General features: G+C 68.7%; 16 protein-coding genes and 1 tRNA gene. 6 read left to right on the plus strand and 11 right to left on the minus strand.

All coding sequences use genetic code 11. The features are described 5' to 3' along the window. Positions 1-83 precede the first annotated feature (83 nt). From G7075_RS15250 to G7075_RS15265, 4 genes are read right to left on the minus strand one after another with little or no spacing between them, the layout of a single operon-like run. Entirely contained in the window at positions 84-461 is a 378-nt protein-coding gene (locus tag G7075_RS15250; RefSeq protein ID WP_166123096.1) for a WhiB family transcriptional regulator, read from the minus strand. Next, complete coding sequence (locus tag G7075_RS15255) at positions 458-1,990, minus strand: FtsK/SpoIIIE domain-containing protein (RefSeq protein ID WP_205860529.1); 1,533 nt, start codon at positions 1,988-1,990, stop codon at positions 458-460. Before G7075_RS15255 ends, G7075_RS15250 begins: the two co-directional genes overlap by 4 nt. After that, the gene (locus tag G7075_RS15260) at positions 1,987-2,247 is read right to left on the minus strand and encodes a hypothetical protein (RefSeq protein WP_166123098.1); all 261 of its coding nucleotides are present in this window, start codon (positions 2,245-2,247) and stop codon (positions 1,987-1,989) included. Before G7075_RS15260 ends, G7075_RS15255 begins: the two co-directional genes overlap by 4 nt. After that, positions 2,234-2,653, minus strand: coding sequence for a plasmid replication, integration and excision activator (locus G7075_RS15265; protein ID WP_166123100.1), 420 nt, complete (start codon positions 2,651-2,653; stop codon positions 2,234-2,236). The genes G7075_RS15260 and G7075_RS15265 overlap by 14 nt, the downstream gene beginning before the upstream one ends. Before the next feature lie 168 nt (positions 2,654-2,821). Between G7075_RS15265 and G7075_RS15270 the strand changes: the two genes are divergently transcribed. Beyond that, a complete protein-coding gene (locus G7075_RS15270; protein WP_166123102.1) occupies positions 2,822-3,427 on the plus strand; it encodes a helix-turn-helix transcriptional regulator in 606 nt (201 codons plus the stop codon). Next, positions 3,424-3,753, plus strand: a complete 330-nt coding sequence (gene cutA / locus G7075_RS15275; protein WP_166123104.1) for a divalent-cation tolerance protein CutA — start codon at positions 3,424-3,426, stop codon at positions 3,751-3,753. The genes G7075_RS15270 and cutA overlap by 4 nt, the downstream gene beginning before the upstream one ends. 40 nt (positions 3,754-3,793) lie before the next feature. Here the strand turns inward: cutA and G7075_RS15280 are convergent, their stop codons facing one another. The 5 genes from G7075_RS15280 to G7075_RS15295 form a co-directional block, all read right to left on the minus strand. Further along, entirely contained in the window at positions 3,794-5,683 is a 1,890-nt protein-coding gene (locus G7075_RS15280) for an AAA family ATPase (RefSeq protein WP_166123106.1), read from the minus strand. After that, positions 5,684-6,166: an ABC-three component system middle component 2 gene (locus G7075_RS23015; protein WP_371814088.1), complete on the minus strand. Its 483-nt coding sequence runs from the start codon at positions 6,164-6,166 to the stop codon at positions 5,684-5,686. It lies immediately after the preceding gene. Then, complete coding sequence (locus tag G7075_RS15290) at positions 6,163-7,272, minus strand: ABC-three component system protein (RefSeq protein ID WP_166123110.1); 1,110 nt, start codon at positions 7,270-7,272, stop codon at positions 6,163-6,165. The genes G7075_RS23015 and G7075_RS15290 overlap by 4 nt, the downstream gene beginning before the upstream one ends. A gap of 109 nt (positions 7,273-7,381) precedes the next feature. Then, positions 7,382-7,942: a hypothetical protein gene (locus G7075_RS21480; RefSeq protein ID WP_240917655.1), complete on the minus strand. Its 561-nt coding sequence runs from the start codon at positions 7,940-7,942 to the stop codon at positions 7,382-7,384. Next, positions 7,939-9,180 (minus strand): IS481 family transposase, encoded by a 1,242-nt coding sequence (locus tag G7075_RS15295; RefSeq protein ID WP_240917656.1) that lies wholly within the window; start codon positions 9,178-9,180, stop codon positions 7,939-7,941. Before G7075_RS15295 ends, G7075_RS21480 begins: the two co-directional genes overlap by 4 nt. A gap of 303 nt (positions 9,181-9,483) precedes the next feature. On the opposite strand from G7075_RS15295, the gene G7075_RS15300 reads away from it, so the two are divergent. The 4 genes from G7075_RS15300 (at position 9,484) to dacB (ending at position 12,470) form a co-directional block, all read left to right on the plus strand. After that, on the plus strand, positions 9,484-9,906 hold the full coding sequence (locus G7075_RS15300; protein ID WP_166123112.1) for a hypothetical protein: 423 nt from the start codon (positions 9,484-9,486) through the stop codon (positions 9,904-9,906). Between the two features lie 224 nt (positions 9,907-10,130). Continuing rightward, positions 10,131-10,211, plus strand: a tRNA-Gly gene (locus G7075_RS15305). 348 nt (positions 10,212-10,559) lie between these two features. Continuing rightward, complete coding sequence (locus G7075_RS15310) at positions 10,560-11,015, plus strand: DUF1772 domain-containing protein (RefSeq protein WP_166123114.1); 456 nt, start codon at positions 10,560-10,562, stop codon at positions 11,013-11,015. A 162-nt stretch (positions 11,016-11,177) separates the two neighbouring features. Continuing rightward, positions 11,178-12,470, plus strand: coding sequence for a D-alanyl-D-alanine carboxypeptidase/D-alanyl-D-alanine-endopeptidase (gene dacB / locus G7075_RS15315; RefSeq protein WP_166123116.1), 1,293 nt, complete (start codon positions 11,178-11,180; stop codon positions 12,468-12,470). Between the two features lie 31 nt (positions 12,471-12,501). On the opposite strand, the gene G7075_RS15320 is transcribed toward dacB, so the two are convergent. Together G7075_RS15320 and G7075_RS15325 are read right to left on the minus strand one after the other, a co-directional pair. Beyond that, complete coding sequence (locus G7075_RS15320) at positions 12,502-13,032, minus strand: hypothetical protein (protein ID WP_166123119.1); 531 nt, start codon at positions 13,030-13,032, stop codon at positions 12,502-12,504. Next, positions 13,029-14,261: a low temperature requirement protein A gene (locus G7075_RS15325; protein ID WP_166123120.1), complete on the minus strand. Its 1,233-nt coding sequence runs from the start codon at positions 14,259-14,261 to the stop codon at positions 13,029-13,031. The genes G7075_RS15320 and G7075_RS15325 overlap by 4 nt, the downstream gene beginning before the upstream one ends. Positions 14,262-14,379 lie beyond the last annotated feature (118 nt).

Raw genomic sequence — 14,379 nt, forward strand, 5'->3', positions numbered from 1 at the left:
GGGGGAAGTCCTCACCGAACCCGCCGAACCCAGTGGCGGGGTGATGGTCGACGACGCACTAGGTGGCATGGTGACGGCTCCGGTCAGGCGGCCCGGTCGGTGTGGAGCGCGCCAAGGACGACCCTGCCCAGGGGTTCGCCGTGGCGGAGGGCGCCGTCGAGGGGTCGGCGCTGGTCGGGGTCGAGCCCACCCCAGATGCCGAACTCCTCGCCGTACAGCAACGCCGCGGCCAGACACTTCCGCCGGATCGGGCAGCCGGAACAGATCGAGCGGGCGCGGTGAGCAGCCGGGGCGCGCAGGTCCTCGAACCACCCACCGTCCGGGTCGGCGGCGCAGGAGCCGCGTTCTCGCCAGCGGATGCCGTCGAGCTCGTCGAGGACCGCGGCGCTGGTGGTCACGTACGGCAGCGGAACACCCCACGGGCGCAGCGCGACCCGGTCCGGGGCCTGCGGGCCGGTCATCGCGCCGCGCTCCCTTCGGCCGACGTCGCAGCGGCGGCGGCACGGGCCCGTGGTGCTCGCGGCGAACGCGGCCGCCGGGGCGGAGGGGTGGGCTCGTTCGTGCCCACCGAGTGCAGCCGCGGCCCGTCGCTACCTGACGTCTCGCGCTCGTCACCCTCGTCCGGCGGGTCGGGCGTGGCCGGAGTCATCGAGGCGCGGCAGGGGTACCGGGCGGCGAGGTCGCGGATCACCGGGTCGGGCCAGTAGTCGGCGCGGACCCGGTCGGTGTTGCCCTCGTCGTCGACCACCCAGGCCGTGCCGGGAGCGGTCGGGGAGATCCGGTGCGCAGGGGCCGTGCGAGCAGCCCCGTCCCCGAGGACCATCGCCGTCTCTTGGTCCGACAGCAGCCGCAACGCGACCCGCTGCGTGAACAGGTTCCGCATGGTCACCACGTCCTTACGGGGGTCCTGCACGAACGCGGCCACCACCACTCCGAGGGCGCGGCCCTTGGTCAGCAGCCGGGCCAGCAGCCGCGCTGCCTCCATGCGGGTCTCCCGGTCGGCGTACGCGATGAGGTCGGCCAGCTCGTCGATGACCAGGACGTGCAGCGGGTCGCCCGGCCGCGGCGTGTGAGCGCGGACCTGACCGGCCATCGCCTGCCCGCGCCTTTCCGCGACGTCGAGCAGAGCCGTCAGGACTGCGAGGGCGTCAGGGCCGGTGTCGGCCACCGTGGCGAACAGGGCGCGGCCCATCCGCAGCTCCACCCCGTGCTTGAGGTCGATCCCCCACAGCCGGACGGTGTCGGACGGCACGAGCGGAGCGAGGCCGGCGACCAGGCCCCACAGCACCGAGCCCTTCCCGGCCCCAGAGCAGCCGGCGACCAGCGTGTGCCGCCCCGCGACCGTCAGGGCCCAGACCCCGCCCACGTCACGACGACCGAGCGGCAGCAGCTGCCCCGGCTCGGCGGACGTTGGTCCGAGCGGGACGGTCCCGTCGCGAGGCTGCAGGAGGGCCTCGTGCATGACGAGCTCGACGAGCAGGGTCGAGGTCGACCCGCTGTGCGCGGTGCACCGCCAGGACAGGGCATCCAGCGTCGCGGCCAGCCCTGGTACGCCCGCTTCGAGCTGGTCGAGCGTCTGGCCCGCCCGGGCGCGGATGACGAGCGTGACCGTCGAGCCCTTCGCGCGGACCGATCGCAGCCGCGGGACCGACTGCCCCGAGGGCTTGCGCGACCCGGCCACCACGCGGTCTCGCAGGACCCGCGACCACCCGCAGACCTCCGCCAGACCGGTCCAGTTCCGACGCACGTACCGCCGCCACCCGCGACGCCTCGACGGGCCCGCGACCACGCGCTCGTATCCGGCCGGGAACCACCACGCCCAGCCGGCCAGTGCGAGCGGAGCGGCGAGCCCCGACGAGACCCACGCCAGCAGGGGCTCCCCTCGCGCCCACGACAGGAGCACCGACACCACCAGCCACGCCGCGACCATCCGGCGGTGGCCGATCATCCAGGCCCACAGCCACCGGCCCAGCCAGCCGACGGACCTCATCGCGGCCCGCCCCGTTCGTGCTCCTCGCACGCCGCCAGGGCCCGGTCCACGCACGAGGCGGCGACGTCCAGCCACCCGGCGACGCTTGCCATCGCCTCGGCGAACCCCGGCACGTCCTGACCCGAGTGCCCCAACCGCAGGATGTGCTCGGCCGCGTCCTCGGTCCGTGCGTAGATCCCCAGCAGCTCCTCCGCCAGCGCCTCGTCCGTTCCGACCCCGAACGAGCGAGCCAGCCTGTCGAGGTCAACCGCGGTCACGACGCGGCCTTGAGTGTGGCCCCGGCGCGACCATCCCCTCCGCCCGGAATGACCACGACAGCCGCGGGCGCGGGCCGCTGTCGTCGATCCACCCCAGCGCCGTCAGCCCAACGAACTCCACCGGCGTCCACGGCATCCCAGACTTGTTCTCCGGCGGCACCGGCTGCTGCTTCGCAGCGAACTTCACCGACACCGCGGTCTCCTTGCGCGACGCCTCCTCGTCCGCATCGAGCACCGTTGCCTGCCACATCAGCAGCCCGGTGTCCTTGTCCACCTGCTGGGGTCGCGAACCGTCCTCCCGCGGTGAGGCGTTGAAGTCCGCCACGGGCTCCACCGCTCCCTTGAGGAACGCTCCCGCGGGGAAGACGTCGCCGTGCGCCACCTTGATCCGCCGCTGCATCGCCATGACCATCTCCACTCTCGAAGCGGTGGGACTCTTACTGCCTCACCGGCTGTATCTGTCACCATAGGGGACTCATCCGTCCCCTGCAAGGACTCTTACGCCCGTAAAGGGCGGAAAGGTCCCCCGGGGGACTGACCAGCCCCCGGAGTCCTGCACAATGAAGGAGTGGAGATGCCAGAGGTGATCAAGACCCGGCGGGCGGCGCTCGGGCTGAGCCAGGCCGACCTCGCCGCACAGGTCGGGCTCGACAAGCGGCAGATTCGCCGGTACGAAGCGGGCGATGCCCAGCCGACCCTTTCCGCCGGCCGGCAGATCGCCCAGGCCCTGGGGATCACCCTCGACGAGCTGGCGGGCGCGCACTCACGACGGGTCGGCCTGTCGGGCGCGTGGTTCGCGGCGTGGGAGACCTGGAAGGACGGCGAGCCGGTCTTCACGGCGCAGCCGGTGGCGCTGCGCCAACGGGGCGACCTCATCCAGGTCCAGGCCGAAAACCGAGGTAACGTCACCGTGGCCGAGGGTGGCTACCTCTGGCGCGGCGAACTCCGCCTCTGGGACAACGAAGTCCTCATGGGCTGGTACGCCGCCGAGGACGAAGGCGTCCGCTCTCTAGGAACGCTGTTCTTCCGTGTCCACATGCACGGCCAGCACATGGCAGGCCGCTGGGTTGGCCAGTCGCACGACGGCCCGCTCTTGACAGGGGCCGCGTCCATCGCCAAGTCCGAGGACGCCGCCACCTCGCAGCTGCGAGACCTGATTGAAGGGAGCAGCACCCGGTGAACGACGTCGTCGAGGTCATCGTTACTGGCCCACCCGACTTCATGCAGAAGCTGGTGGAAACCCTGATCGGCGAACGCCTGATCGCGTGCGGTCAGCTGGCGCCGATAATGTCCACCTATCGCTGGCAAGGAGCGGTCGAAAACGCCACCGAGGTGCGCGCAATTCTGCACACTACGAGGGAGTGCTCCGACCTCGTCATGCGGCGCATCCAAGAAGAGCACCCCTATGAAGTGCCCTGCATCCTGATTTCGCCAGTCATGGCTGGGAACTCGCGCTACCTAGCCTGGGTCGCTCAAGAAACACATAAGGGACCGAGCTCTTCATAAGGGTTGTCAATTCCGCCCTGACGCACAGAACCGTTACGAATCAGTCCGCCGACGCCGCTGGGAGAGCCGCCTGTTGGGGCTTCTCTCGGTACGGGAAGAATCCATACCGGCCCAAATCTTGACGATGCGTAAACGGAACGTCCACTGTACTGCCATCTAGAGCCTCGGTGGGGTCAAGGTTCTCCATAACGATTACTTGACCATCGAAGTCAGTTTGAATGTTCCTATAGAAGGCCTCCACGACACCCTTTGGGAGCGATTCATCCAAAAGCGGAGGGTCCAGTTCACCACTGTCTGGAGGCCGGTACGTGACGAGCGGTGAATCCAACACGACGAAGCCGGGATGCGCCATGTCTCGATCAAAGCAGTACTGCGCCAGACCAAGCGAGAAGGCCGCGTGCAGTACGGCACGAACCCCCTTCCCGTGCGAGGACCGGAACTGGTCGCCAGCTTGGATGTCTTGCTCACTCCGGTCATAGCGCACCATTGCAGCGTCTGGGTAGCCCCATGCTCCTAGTCGTGCTTGCAACTCAGACGAGAACTCGCGAATCGCCCCCAGACTGATTCCAACACTCGCCACCTTGGCGTCCGACGTCACGCCATCCTCGATCTCAGCCTTCATGCGCTGCAGATCAGCCCTACGAACATAAAGCGATATCGACTTCTCCAACTCTGCACGAGCCCCGAACAGAGCGCGCAAGTCCTCATTCTGAGGCGCCAACTCCTCGTCCAGATTTCGGATTCCGGCGTCCAGCGTCGCGGCTGCTTCACGCAGCTCGGCAAGGGTAGTCTCGACCAATCCACGGCGCGAGTCCAAGTCCTGCAGTGTAGATAAGAGATCCCCACGCAAAGCTTCTGTCTTAGCGGTTTCAGCCCGAATAGATTCGTGGAGGGCAGTCTCGTCCCCTTCGCACTCCTGGTTGAAGTGCTGATGCTCAGGCTCAGCCCCACAAAATGCACAGTTCCCAGGCGCGAAGTAGTCGAGAAGATCGCCCGCTTCCCGAATAGTCGCCAAGCGCTGTAGATCCGAATCGTACTGTTGCATGAGTAGCGCGAAACGGGCCTGTAGTGCGACAATCTCCGACTGCTCAGTGCGCATCACCTGCGTGGAATCCTGCACCTCGCGAAGTTGAAACGTCACTTCCTTCCGGGCAGTCATGAGGTCAGTGACGTTGCCGCCCTGCGCCTCCAGGGTCCCGTTGAGCCGCGCGAGTTGCCCTCTAACTTCAGACTCCTCCGGAATCTCAGAGAGTTCGGCTTCGAGTTCCGCCAATAGTCGGTCGATGACCTCAACCTGCGCACCATCCAGCCGAGACTTGCTCTTCTTCTCCTCTTCTTCGACCAAGTTCGAATCGTCTTCGGCCTGTAAGAGCAACTTTAGGACCGAGATCTCTTTGGTGCGGGTGATGTACTGTCCCGTCAATGGCGGCGGCGTTTCTGACTGCATCTGAGTCTCATCGACAAGACAAAGATGAGCCAAGTTTCGAAAACTAAGCGAATCAGTCGAGTTGCGCGCATTCTTCCGGACCATCTTGCCGTCGAGGCCGACTTCACTAAGAAGATACCTGGAAACATTCCGCACGCTTTTGGGGTTGTGCTTCGGGGAGAGTACTTCGTCAGGCGCCGGCAGGGGGAGGCTGCGTACGTCGGAAAGGTGCAGCCCGAAGGAGCCACCAGAGGTGGAGCGCGATAACGTGACTTCCTGTTCGTCCGCTAGCCGCAGGCCCAAGAGGACAGTGGAATATCCGTCGCGTTCTGGGATCTCCTTCAAGTCATTAGCGCCAAGCATGAAGTCAATAGCGTCTACAATAAACGACTTACCGGTGTCAGACGGCCCCCTAAACAGCGTTAGCCGAGGGCCGAACTCGACGCTTGCCGGTGGAACAGCGGCGCCAAGGAAGGTCAAGTGAGTGAGGGCAATGCGGAGCATTTAGAGATCCGCCTCACTTGGGCGGGCCATCGTGCTATCGAACTCTTCAGCCCAATGACCTGACGCCGCACGCATGGCCTCTCGCAACTCGGAATCACTAAGCGCCCCAAAATGATCGACGACCCAGTCTGCGCGATCACTTAGAGCCTTGGCGTTGTCCGTCTCCATGAGGCGCACAAAGCTGGCGGCACGCTCACTCGCTCGGAAGCTAATGCCGGTAGCTGTGGGTTCGACTTCGGCAAGCCCAGCACGTAGCAGCACCTCAAGACCTTTCTGTATCCGGTCGCGCTTCATGCCAAGCTCCCCTGATCTCAATGGAATGGGCGGGTGCAGACTTTCAGGACCACCAAGATCCGCACTATGTAGGAGGCCGTGATCCAGAAGAACAAGTCGATTTATGTCAATTCGCTCCGGGAAAGCGGCGAGTAGGAGGTTCACGACCCTGACCGCGACCTCGAGGGGGCCGTTAAATGGACTGATCATGACTGGGCCCTAACCCAAGTCAGACGATCAATGTTTGCTAACTGGTGGCAGATGCCCTTCCGGTCGTTCATACGCGACACCGAAAGCAAGGCGGAGTGGCCGTCCAGTTGCACTTTGGTTACGGCGATCAGCACCTCGCGCAGTCTGTCCAGACCAGTCTCATGAGGCTGATCGGCAACGTCCACCACGCCAGAAAAGACGTCGTCCTGTAGCCCCTCAAACGTCCCCTCGGGCACGGAGTCACGAGCGTGCAGCCGCAGAGCCTCCGCTGAGTAGAAGGAGATTCGCTGCTGCATGAAGTGATCCGCATTGCTGGGATCAGCACACAACTCTTCGTGGCTCTGGGCCCCATCGGTGGACTGCTCTCGGTACACCTCCACCAGCTGCTCTACATACCGCGCTTCGTGCGGGGCCACCTGTTCTGGGGGCAGAGGGATGGCCGGCCGAGGCGGGAGAGGCCCTCCGAACCGGGCGACGTAGTAGGGAGTAGTCCGGTGGGCTTCCAGGGCATCCAGCAGCTGGACTGATTGGAACATGGAGAAGTCGGTGGACTGAGCGAGCGCGCGAACTCTGTCGAGATCGTCCGCCTTAAGGGCAGTCGCGCAGCCCTTGTCATTGTCAAGGTCGGCTAAGAACTTCGCCCTAAGCTCCGTGGGCTTACTGAGTAATCGATCGAGCGTTGTGCCGCAGCCCTTTGGCGCGAGAAATGCGTACTGATCCGGTAGTGTGAAACTCCCCCGCACAACCCCCAAGAACACCTTCAACATTTCCGGGTAGGCGAGAGATGGGCTCAGTTCCTTTGAGTAATGCTTGCCCTGGAAGCAGTCCCAAGCGCCCTCGAAGCCCTGGTCAGTCTTGAAGGCGGCGACGTCCACCCCTTGGTCCCCGGCGCCCCCGATGCGCTTGATTTGAACGTAATCGCTTGGGAGGGCCGTCGCCCATTCGCGAATGAATTCTTCCCACTCGCCACTTTCGTACGCCGACACCCGCAACTGCGGCGGAACCGGAGGGCCCGAGAGTGTCGGGATGCTCGCCTTCACGCTAGGTGCTCCGAGATCGCTCAATTCCGGCGTCTCGCTGTGAGCAGATTGCACGGCGTCAGCCACCTCGGTCCCTCCCACTAGGCCTGCGATGCCCTCTGCACGATACCGTCCACCATGTGATCCGACAGGTGATGCGCGACGTTTCTCCGCCACCTGATGTGCGACAGGTGGCCTAGGAAACTGAGGGGACCGTCCGTGGCCGGTCGACCTTGATGTTACGCACGGGCGTGGTGGTGGTCCGGGCCACGACGCGGGTCTCGTCGTCGACCTCGATGGCCAGGGTGGTCTCGGCTACGTGGATCGTGACGGTCTGGTGGGCGTGGGTGCGGCCGAGGGCGATCTTCTGTCCGCAGACCATGACGATGCCGCTGTTGGAGGCGCGGCGCTGGACGGTGACCGGCTCGCGGGAGGGCCGCAGCGGCGGGCCCGCGGGGCGCACGGCCCGCAGCCGGAGCCACTGCTCTCGCGGGACCGGGTTCGGTCGGGTGCGCAGCAGCTCGCGGGTCTCGAGGTCGAAGAACATCAGGGTGTGCTCCTCGAGGCGGATCCCGACCTGGCGGCCGGCGAGGATCTCCGCAGCGAGGACGACGTGCCCGCCGAGGCTGACGGTGCCGCTGCGGGCCACGGCCCGTTCGACCTCCACGATTCCGGCCGCGACCCCGGCAGTGGCGGGGAGGGGGCTGGTCCCGGCCGGGACGGCGCCTTCAGCCAGCAGCGCGGCCAGGTCGGTCACGGACAGGTGGGAGCGCACGGTCTTGACGCGGGTGCCCCGACGGTGAGGTGGACCAGGTCGCAGTCGATCCAGAACCGCACCCGCTGCCCGGCGCGGGCGGGTCCGAGCCAGAACTGCTGCCCGCGGATGGCGAGGTTGCCCGAGGCCCCGACGACCCGCTCCAGCTCGACCGGCCCACCCGGGACCGGGGCCGGCGCCGCGGCCGGCACAGGCTCAGCGTCATCGGACTTCTCGGACGGGATGGGGTGCAGCGTCGCCGGCAGCCACAGCGGCAGCAGCGCCTGCTGCTCGCCGGGCACGGGCGCGAACCGCTCGGCCGGGGTCACCGGGACCTTCACGTCCAGGGCTTGGTGGGGCCGGTCGGTGTTGTACCCGGCGACCCACGCATCGACCGCGGCCTGCGCGGCCTCCAGGGACTCGAATGGCTCGCAGGTGTCGAGGAAGTCGGGGCGGAAGGTGCCGTGGAAGCGTTCGACCTTGCCGTTCTGGTTCGGTGAGGACGGCGCGGTCAACCGGTGCCGGATCCCGTTGCGGCGGCAGATTTTGTCGAACAGCACCTCCCCGCCCTTGCCGAACCGGTCGGTGAACTGCTTGCCGTTGTCGGTGATCACCTCCTCGGGCACCCCGAACCGGGCCAGGGCTTGGGCGAAGGCCAGGCACACCGCCCGCCCCGTGGCCCGCTCCACCACCTGCGCGATCACGCAGTACCGCGAGTGGTCATCCACCCCGGTGACCAGCTTCGCCTCACGCACCTCCCCAGTGACCGTGTCGACCAGCTCGATCCCGCCAACGATGTCGATGCCCCACAGCTGCATCGGCCCCGGCCGCTCGAAACGGATGTACGCGCTCCGCGGCTTCTTCCGCGGCCTCGCCCGCAGCAGACCCTGCCGGATCAGGGCCCGGTCGATCGTGCGCTCCGAAGGCACCGCCACGCCCTCGACCGGGCGCCGCAGCATCTCCAACCGGATCCGGCGCGAGCCCCACCGCGGATGCTTCCTGCGCATCTCAGCCACCGCGGCCTCGACCTCCGCCGGGACCTGGTGCGGGCACCCCTTCGGGCGATGGGACCGGTCCGCCAACCCCGCGAGCTGACCCACCAGATACCGGCCCACCCACCGGTGCACCGTCGACCGATGCACCCCGTACCGCAACGCGACCTCGATCACGTCCGCCCCGGCCAGCACCTCCCGGACCGCGTCCAACCGCTGCTCGACGACAGACAAGACAACCAGAGCCAATCCCGGCCTCCTCAGGTCGCGACGCTCCCACGGAGAACGTCACCGCCCAAGGTGCCGAACACGACCCCTGTCGCACATCAGCTGACGGATACCTGTCGCACATCACCCGACGGAGGACACGATACCGTCCACCACCCCCGGGAGGACTTTCCTTACTGACTCAAGGCGCGCCTCCGGCGCGCAAAGGCGCGGGGGCCCGCGATGGGGACCCCCGCGCTCCGGGCGCTGCGCGCCCTCCGCGCACCCCCACCGCACCCCGCGCATCGTGAGCCCGGCGGACCGCCCCGGATCTATCCTCCGACCGTGGCCTCAGACCTGGAAGCAGTAGCCGGCGACCACCTCGACGCCGACCCGGCCGTCACATGGACGGTCCGGGACCGGGTGCTTCAAGTCACCCTGAGCACCGACACCAGCCGCTGGTTCACACTGGACCTCGGCACCGACGCCTTTCCACTGGGGCTGGGAAGCCGCTACTCGATCCCCGAACCGGAGTACGACCTGGACGAGCAGCCCGACGCTGTCACCAAGCAGCTCGATCGAGGCCTGGCCTACCTGCACGGCCAGTGCGAAGAAGTGACGAAGAGACGAGGCAGAACCGAGATCTCCTGGAGCCTCACCCTGCCGGACGGAACCGTAGCCAAAGCATGGCGAACACCCCTCCAGAGGCTCCGACACCGCCTGACCGGCAAGAGTCGACTCGTGCGGACGTGCCACATTCCAGGCTGACCTCACCAAGCGCCTCCGACCCTTCGCTCCACTCTCCGCCAGCCTCCGGGCCGCATCAAGGGCGCTACACGTCGCTTCGCGATGACCTACGGCCACCCTTGACCCGACCACTCCGGCCGGCTCCCCTGCTCCGCTACGGATCGGTGGCTCTCCCTGCCCGCGTGCCCAATCGTGCCCAATCACCCTCCAGAACGACGAAAACAGGCACCACCAAAGCCACTGCAGCCGTGCGTGATGGCGAGCCCAAACGACCCGTCCGCTCGCTTCCCAAGCTGGACACGCGGGTTCGATTCCCGTCATCGGCTCTGAACGACGAAGGACCGGACACGCTTTTCCGTCCGGTCCTTCGTCGTTCACTGGTGAGGTGGTCGGGAATCGGGAGGAGCCGACGGCGCGAAGCGCCCCCTCGCGACGGATCCCGTCATCGGCTTCCCGTCATCGGCGAGCGTGACGGCGCATCACATCGCCAGCCATTCGAGGTGATACCGGACCACCAGAAGGCCCGGTATCACCTCGAACGACGGGGAGGGCCCGCCCATCCGGTCCTCGGCGACCTCGAGAGGAGGCAACACGCAGAGCGACGGGGCGCCCGGCCTGCGTGTTGCCTCCTCTCGACGACAACCGCCGACCGCCGGCGTCACTACCCTCGGGACATGGCGGCCCGACTGCTGCTCCTCGCGGCGACCCTCTCGGCCGGCCTCGTCGCCGGCGTGTACGTCTTCTACGCGCACACCGTGATGCCGGCCCTGCGCGCCGCCGACGACCGCACCTTCGTCGCGGCCTTCGCCGCCCTCGACCGGCGCATCGTCAACCCGTGGTTCATCGCGACCTCCTTCCTCGGGGCCCCGCTCCTCGCCGCCGCCGCCCTCCTCGTCACCTGGGGCGACCCGCCCGCACCGTGGGTCGTCGTCGCCATGGCCCTCCACCTCGTCACCACCGTGGTCACGACCGGCGTGCACCTCCCCCGCAACGACCGGCTCACGGCGATCGCCGATGCCCCGACGCCTCCGCCGCACGCGCCGCCCTGGACGAGGCGACCTGGGTGCGCTGGAACCTCGTCCGGGTCCTCACGAGCGTGCTGGCCCTCGCCTGCCTCGGCTGGGCCCTGACCGTCACCTGACCCGGCCCCACCTCGCCCGACACCGGCGCCTCGCCCGGTCGGCCAGGATTTCGCGCGTCGACGGGACGTCCGCGCCTCCTGCGGGATACCCTCCTGCCACCGCGTGCAGGGGCAGCGGACGTCCGTGTCGTTCCGTCTCCGAGGACCCCCGATGCCCCTTCCCGCACGCACCGCCAGGATCGCCCTCGTCTCCGCCGTCGCCGCCGCGACGGCGCTCGGCCCGGCGCCGGCCCTCGCCACGGGCCCGTCGCCCGCCTCGTCCCCCGCCGCAGCAGCGGCCGTCCCGGCCTACACGCTGACGAGCGCGGACACCCGGATGAACAAGGCGCTGACCAGCCGGGCCACCGTCGCCCGCTTCGGGAGCCGCTTCTCGGGCACCGTCTACGACTCGGTGTCCAACAAGCTGATCTGGAGCAAGAACGGCAACACCGCCCTGATGCCGGCCTCCACGGCCAAGCTCGTCACCGCGCACAACGCGCTGACCGTCTTCGGCCCCACGACCCGCTTCGCGACCCAGGTCCGCGCCGGCGCCCGGCCCGACCAGGTCATCGTCCTCGGCTCGGGCGACCCCAGCCTGACGAGCGCCGACCTCGACCGCCTCGCGGTCACCACCGCGGCCACGCTCAGGACCGCCGGGGTCACCTCGGCCCGGGTCTACGCCGACGACGACGTCTTCCCCACGCCGAGCCTGGCGCCGGGATGGAAGGCCAGCTACGTCCCCGACTCGATCACCCCGGTGCGCGGGCTCGTGCGGGACCAGCGCGACGTCTCGGACACCGGCGCCGACGTCGGGCGCTACTTCCGCGACCGGCTCAAGGCCCGGGGCATCGCGACCGTCACCTACGTCGGGCGCGCCAACGTCGCCTCGGGTGCCGCGGCCCTCGCCACCTCGTACGGGGCGCCGCTCTCCGACATCGTCAGCCGCATGCTCCTCACCAGCGACAACGAGATCGCCGAGGCCCTGCACAAGATGGTCAGCCGCAAGCAGGGCTCGAGCACGTCGTGGACCGGCGCCCGTGCCGCGCAGTCGAAGGTGCTCACCGGCCAGGGCCTCGCGGCCACGGCCCTCTACGACGGGTCGGGGCTCTCCCGCTCGGACCGCCTCTCCAGCCTCCAGCTCGCCCGGTTCGTCGACCGCGGCCTGAACCCGGCCTTCTCCCGGCTGGCGCCGATGCGTTCCGCGGCGTCGATGCCGACGGCGGGGCGCACCGGCACGCTCGCCGCGAGGTACTCCCGCTTCACGACCGCGCCGTCGTCGTGCGCGGCCGGCAAGGTGTGGGCCAAGACGGGGACCCTGAGCGACGTCGTCTCGGTCGCCGGGTACACGGTCGCCAAGGACGGACGGGTCAAGGTCTTCGCGTTCGTCGTCAACGGCAAGCAGTCCTCGCTGACGCTGAAGAAGAACGTCGACATGCTCGCGGCGACGGTCAACGGCTGTTACTGACCTGCAGCACAGCCCGGTTCGAGCGCGACGCTCAGGACCCCGGCAGCAGCCAGCCGAGGACCGTCACGACGCCGATGACGGCGGCGACGACGAACAGGGCCGCGAGGATCCACGCGATGACCTGCGCGCCGTCGACGCCGCCGGGCTCCTCGTCCGGTTCGGCGACGAGCTCGCCGGGACGCACGAGCGGCTCGGGGTCGGCGTCCAGCCGGGGGTCGGCGTCGAGGGCCTTGGCGTGCAGCGCGTCGACCCGCGCCGCCCACGGCTCCTCGCGCACCGGCGCCGGCAGCGAGTGCCACATGGCGGCGAAGTCGTCCCCGCACTGCTCGCGCCAGGCGGCGACGGCGGCGTCGGCCTCCGGGCCCTTGGCCCCGGCCGCGAACCACATCGCGCCCGCCCGCGGCAGGTCCCCCATCCCGTGGAGCACGTGACCGAGGAGGGTCAGGGCCTCGGCGTCGTCGGTCGACTCGACGTGGGCCGCGAGCAGGTCGCGCGCCTTCCACGCGGTCCCGGCCTCGAGGTGCGCGCGGGCCTCGGCGAGCACGTCGTCGGCGCCGCTCACGCCGGGGCCCCCGCCGAGGCGAGCCACACCTTGTGGGCGACGAGTCCGGCGAGGACCAGCCCCATGAGCAGCACGGCAACCCCCATCGACGGCACGAACAGGGCCACGAGGAGGCACAGGCCGCCGGCGACCGCACCGGGCACGACGACCCGGGCGGTCTCGTTCTCGGACAACGCGTGCAGACCGGAGACGGCGAGCAGGACGACGGACACGGCGACGGCCAGCACGAGCGCGACGGGGCGGGTGCCGGCCTTCGAGGTGCCCTCGACCACGTCCACGGCCGCCGCGAGCCCCGCGCCCACGGCGGCGACCGACGCGAACACCGGCAGGTGCCCATAGCCGAAGATCCACACGCTCCGCGGGTTCTCGACGATGCTCGCGTTCTCCCGCGCGAAGTAGCTCCACCACACCGAGAAGACGATGAGCAGGCCGCCGGCGACGAGCGGCGCCATCTCCCAGCCCAGGCCCCCGCCCTCGGCCGCGGAGTAGGGCGCCGTGTGCCCGCCCGACCCCGTGGGCTCGGCCGGTGCGGCCATGACGCCCTGGATGGCCTGGACCGAGGAGAGGATGACCTCGCCGAGCACGATGATCGTCAGCAGTCCGTAGCGCTCGGCGATGTGGTGCGGGTGGAAGGGCGTCCAGCCGTGCCGGCCCTCGGCGAGCACCGGGACGAGCAGCTCGCAGGCGACGAGTGCGAAGAACGAGGGCAGGAACCATCCCTCGGGCACCGCGAGCCGGGCGATCCACAGCACCTGGACGACCGCGATGCCCCCGGCGTACCAGAGGGCCGTCCGCCGGCCCTCCGGGTGGCCGGCCCCGGCCCGCAGCCACAGGCCCACCATCGCGAACCGCGTGATCGCGTAGCCGATGACCACGGTCGTGGACTGGCCGTCCGCGAAGATGTCGGGCACCCCGGCGGCGATGAACAGGGCGCCGGTCATGATGACCAAGGTCAGCAGCCGGAACACGACGTCGTCGTTGTCGTAGGCCGAGGCGAACCACGTGTAGTTCATCCACGCCCACCAGATGGCGAACCACGTCATCGAGTAGCCGAGCAGGGTGCCGTAGTCCGCGTCCGAGAGCCCGTGGTGCAGCGCGGCCGCGTTGCTCGCGATGGCCACGACGAACACGAGGTCGAAGAGCAGCTCGAGCGGGGTCGCCACGCGGTGGTGCTCGGTGCGCTCGCGCGCGACGACCGGTCGGCGCAGCGGCACGGGGATGATGCTCACGCCGCCGAGTATGCCGTCGTCGCGCGCGACCCACCCGGCACCGCGCTGGCGGCCTCCCCCGTCCGCCTCGTCGACCCGGGAAGCCGCAGGCGGTTGCGCTTGTTACCCATCGGTAGCA

It is taken from the genome of Phycicoccus sp. HDW14 (assembly GCF_011383005.1).
GTDB lineage: Bacteria > Actinomycetota > Actinomycetes > Actinomycetales > Dermatophilaceae > Phycicoccus.

Coding starts and splice junctions, on each gene's coding strand:
- G7075_RS15265 (WP_166123100.1), bottom strand. CDS start 2,653: ATGGCGATGCAGCGGCGGATCAAGGTGGCGCACGGCGACGTCTTCCCC.
- G7075_RS15250 (WP_166123096.1), bottom strand. CDS start 461: ATGACCGGCCCGCAGGCCCCGGACCGGGTCGCGCTGCGCCCGTGGGGT.
- G7075_RS15280 (WP_166123106.1), bottom strand. CDS start 5,683: ATGCTCCGCATTGCCCTCACTCACTTGACCTTCCTTGGCGCCGCTGTT.
- dacB (WP_166123116.1), top strand. CDS start 11,178: ATGCCCCTTCCCGCACGCACCGCCAGGATCGCCCTCGTCTCCGCCGTC.
- G7075_RS15255 (WP_205860529.1), bottom strand. CDS start 1,990: ATGAGGTCCGTCGGCTGGCTGGGCCGGTGGCTGTGGGCCTGGATGATC.
- G7075_RS15270 (WP_166123102.1), top strand. CDS start 2,822: ATGCCAGAGGTGATCAAGACCCGGCGGGCGGCGCTCGGGCTGAGCCAG.
- G7075_RS15310 (WP_166123114.1), top strand. CDS start 10,560: ATGGCGGCCCGACTGCTGCTCCTCGCGGCGACCCTCTCGGCCGGCCTC.
- G7075_RS23015 (WP_371814088.1), bottom strand. CDS start 6,166: ATGATCAGTCCATTTAACGGCCCCCTCGAGGTCGCGGTCAGGGTCGTG.